Here is a 3,150-nt window from a genome sequence, read left to right on the forward strand (position 1 = left end):
CGGACGGCAGGTAATGTAATAGAAACTGCAAACGCTTTTCTCCACAACACTAACCAAGTGCGATAACAACACTAAAATATTACCTTACAACGTTGTGTTCAACCGCAGTTTGTAAGTAGCGCATTGCGATAAACTTTGCGCAGCAATTCGCTAAATGCGCTACTTACAAACTGTCGAGTGGAGGCGCGAAGCGCCGGAACGGTGTTGGAACACCTTGTTATATTATTTGAACTTGGAAGCTGTGAATTCAACAGCTAAAATTACGATAGCTATTATTAACATTAATGGAGTAAAAACAAGAAAGGCGCTTATATAAATTAGCCCCCATAAGGATTCTGCAATAGCTTTCAAAAACTCTACTTCTAAAAAACATTGATTAATACTACCTGTGTTCGCACTCCAACTATTACAGTTAATTAAGGAGATAGTGGGTATGATAAAAAAAGCTGTGTAAGCTAAAAATCTAATCGCTGTAGAATTTTTCATTTTTGCTCCCTCAATATAACGCCGCGTACAACGGCAGTTTGTAAGTTGTGATTTTGTGGAATACTTTTGCGTAGCAAAACCACAAAAGCGCGACTTACAAACTGTCCAGCCGCGCAGCGGCGTGTTGCTACGCTTTGTTAGCCATTTTTAAGCTTTAATTCAATTTTCGCTAAAGAACTAAAATTTACCATAGGCCAATTTTGTTCTTTGTAGTTAAATGTTTCAAACTTACGAAGCGCCCGCCAAAAAGGCATTAATAATTCATAACAACTGCCACGCACCAATAAAATAGATTTGGCTTGCGATTCTAATGAGCTTACGGAGTACATAACCTCAAATACTAGTTCCGAACCCACTTTTGTAAATTTGAAGTAATAACCTTCCGGCTCAAGATGCCACCAAACAGAAGAGTCCGCTCCGTTTAAGACTGATTCAATTGCTAAAATAAGCTCTGCGATTGGATTATTTGGCACATCAGATGAGTTAAATTCCAACTCAAGTCCATTATGTGACAACTTAATTCTCACCCATCCGTGCTCTGGCTCTCCAATTTCAAACTTCATTTTTCGTTCTCGGTATGGCTAACGTTGAGCGCAGGGGCGCGTTGTAAGTTGCGCATGTGCGATAAACTCCGCGCAGCGATTCGCTAAATGCGCGACTTACAATGCGTCCAGCAAACGAAGTTTGCGAGCCTGGCGCGATTTGTTATGTGTTTTGCGTGGGATACCATATAAACACCCTTGAGCTTTTCTCTGTCAATCGAACTCCATCAACTACTAGCCAGCCGTTTTCTGTACCCAGTGGATAAAGCTCAACCGCGCCTGAGCCGTAATAACTTTCATGCAGAAGAGTTTTTGCAAAATCTCTAAGCGATTCTCTTGATGAAAACTCTAAATGCACATCATTGTTATAAGTGCCCACTTTCACCGTTAGTGAGTGTGATTCATCATTTAGGACGGTATCACTCGGTATTCCATCAGCGCCTTCAGTGATTTCTATTGTGTGGCTCATAATCTATTTACACATAACGCTTAGTTAATGGGCAGTTTGTAAGTTGCGCCTGCGATAAACTTTCCGTAACGATTTACCAAATGCGCGACTTACGAACTGTCCCAGCGCACGCAGTGCGCGGATTCAACGCCTTGTTGTAAGTCGGACGTTAGTTGCTGCTACAACGCACTTGCTCTTACGAAAACCGCACCCAATTATTTTGTTCAACGCGCGGACTTGATGGAGCTGTAGCCAGGCGCGATTCACTTTAATTCACTTTCACCTTTCACTAACACTGCGGCGAATTTAGCACGGCAGTGAAACCTACGTGAACTTTCAGCACTCGACCACAGGTTAGACCGGACGGCAGGTGAGGTAATAGAAACTGCAAACGCTTTTCTTCATGACACCAACCAAGTGCGATTACAAAACTAAAATATTACCTTACAACGCTGAGCACAGGGGCGCATTGTAAGTTGCGCATGTGCGATAAACTTCGCGCAGCGATTCGCTAAATGCGCGACTTACAATGCGTCCAGCACACGAAGTGTGCGAGCCTGGTGCGATTTGTTAGTTGATGTATTAAAAGCCCATGTCTTTCCATGCATAGTACATACCTTGCGAAAAAAGACGTGATAAATTCTTTTTATTAACCCATGAATAATTCTGAGTATAAATAGGTTCAAATTGTTCATATTTGGTTTCTTTCCCATGCTCTTCGGCGAGCGCATAAACAATTTCATGACCAAAACTCATAGCGGCTTGGCACATGGCATTGTATTGCTCAAGCTCCTCAGCATTAAGATGAGGATATTTTTTGGAAAGCCTTTCTTGAATGGGTTGCAGCCAATTTTTACCAAACTCCATTGCCATATTTAGACCGGAATTCAATATTTCCTCTTTTGAGTCTTCTGTCCTTTTGCTCTTCTTGAACCAGCTAAACAATTTTCTTGCTCCGTGTTTCAACTAACGTTGCGATAAACGGTGGTTTTTATGTTGCACTTTTGCCATAAGATGGAGCGAAGCGGAATGGCAAAAATGCAACATAAAAACCATCCGTTTGATTGCTTTGTTAAATTTTTTTCCAACTTGTATATGCAGAAATTAACTCACCTTCCTGCTCAAAAATATTGCCTTCGTGGCTGATGCTTGTATTTTTTGACAGAGATTCAAATTCAGCCATTATTTCAAATAAGCCAATAACGGCTTCATTATTCCAGCACTTTCCCATTTTATAGTCTAGGGATATGTAGTCACTTGACAGGACATAAACCCCTAGGTCTGGGACTTTTTTTCCAGAATTACTTTTAATACCACCAAAAAGCACATGAAATGATTCTGCCTCACCTTCTATGTGCCTCAAGGCGGGATTTTCGCCAAATAAAATTGGTATTTCAGATTGCTTGCTCTTTGACCAATAATACGCGTTCGAACCAACTAACTGAGATGACAAATTTTGAATGTATAGGTAAGCATTGGAAACGCATTCCTCGCCATTAAAATCAAAATTTATATCTGGCAGTGAGCCATCATCGAATTCTAGAATTTTAGTAATGCGTTCAATATTCATGATTAATTTAACGCTTAGTTAATGGGCAGTTTGTAAGTTGCGCTTGCGATAAACTTTCCGTAACGATACACCAAAAAGCGCGACTTACGAACTGTCCCAGCGCA

5 protein-coding genes are annotated in these 3,150 nt (G+C 40.9%); all 5 read right to left on the minus strand.

The features are described 5' to 3' along the window. Positions 1 to 222: 222 nt before the first annotated feature. Positions 223 to 486, minus strand: coding sequence for a hypothetical protein (locus tag J2X05_RS21020; RefSeq protein WP_310076387.1), 264 nt, complete (start codon positions 484 to 486; stop codon positions 223 to 225). A gap of 137 nt (positions 487 to 623) precedes the next feature. Continuing rightward, a complete protein-coding gene (locus tag J2X05_RS21025; RefSeq protein WP_310076390.1) occupies positions 624 to 1,049 on the minus strand; it encodes a hypothetical protein in 426 nt (141 codons plus the stop codon). Positions 1,050 to 1,191: 142 nt separating this feature from the next. Further along, positions 1,192 to 1,497 carry a hypothetical protein gene (locus J2X05_RS21030; RefSeq protein ID WP_310076393.1) on the minus strand — a complete coding sequence of 102 codons (306 nt, stop codon included), beginning with the start codon at positions 1,495 to 1,497 and terminating at the stop codon, positions 1,192 to 1,194. 561 nt (positions 1,498 to 2,058) lie between these two features. Continuing rightward, positions 2,059 to 2,442: a hypothetical protein gene (locus tag J2X05_RS21035; protein WP_310076395.1), complete on the minus strand. Its 384-nt coding sequence runs from the start codon at positions 2,440 to 2,442 to the stop codon at positions 2,059 to 2,061. Positions 2,443 to 2,548: 106 nt separating this feature from the next. Next, a complete protein-coding gene (locus J2X05_RS21040) occupies positions 2,549 to 3,046 on the minus strand; it encodes a hypothetical protein (RefSeq protein WP_310076398.1) in 498 nt (165 codons plus the stop codon). Positions 3,047 to 3,150 lie beyond the last annotated feature (104 nt).

The sequence above is a fragment of the Cellvibrio fibrivorans genome (assembly GCF_031457055.1).
Taxonomy (GTDB): Bacteria; Pseudomonadota; Gammaproteobacteria; order Pseudomonadales; family Cellvibrionaceae; genus Cellvibrio; species Cellvibrio fibrivorans.

What these genes read in the sequence shown, in the direction of transcription:
- J2X05_RS21020 (WP_310076387.1), bottom strand. Translation starts at nt 486, where the DNA reads ATGAAAAATTCTACAGCGATTAGATTTTTAGCTTACACAGCTTTTTTT.
- J2X05_RS21025 (WP_310076390.1), bottom strand. Translation starts at nt 1,049, where the DNA reads ATGAAGTTTGAAATTGGAGAGCCAGAGCACGGATGGGTGAGAATTAAG.
- J2X05_RS21030 (WP_310076393.1), bottom strand. Translation starts at nt 1,497, where the DNA reads ATGAGCCACACAATAGAAATCACTGAAGGCGCTGATGGAATACCGAGT.
- J2X05_RS21040 (WP_310076398.1), bottom strand. Translation starts at nt 3,046, where the DNA reads ATGAATATTGAACGCATTACTAAAATTCTAGAATTCGATGATGGCTCA.